Annotated in this window: 1 protein-coding gene; it reads left to right on the forward strand. The window is 59.9% G+C overall.

Features of this window, described 5'->3' with window-relative positions:
• Window positions 1-18: 18 nt before the first annotated feature.
• Window positions 19-232 (forward strand): hypothetical protein (locus GHO25_RS26430; protein ID WP_218581109.1); only part of this gene is annotated, 214 nt, incomplete at its 3' end.

Raw genomic sequence — 232 nt, forward strand, 5'->3', positions numbered from 1 at the left:
ACTGGTAGGAGATGCCGAATGAGTTGGTGGATCAGGGTCTACGTTGAGCCGGGCGAACGTGAAGACACGCTGGCCGTCTGGGAATCTGGCGCCTATCGGTGGGCTGAAAAGCTGACTGAGGCTGGAAAACTCACTCAAACGAAGGCCGGAGGCTACCCAAGCGAGTACAGGGGGTCAGCCGCTGACCTGCTGCCACTTCTCCAGGAGCTGGAGCAACGCCACGTTGGTGAGC

It is taken from the genome of Pseudomonas sp. FSL R10-1350 (assembly GCF_009600525.1).
GTDB lineage: Bacteria > Pseudomonadota > Gammaproteobacteria > Pseudomonadales > Pseudomonadaceae > Aquipseudomonas > Aquipseudomonas helleri.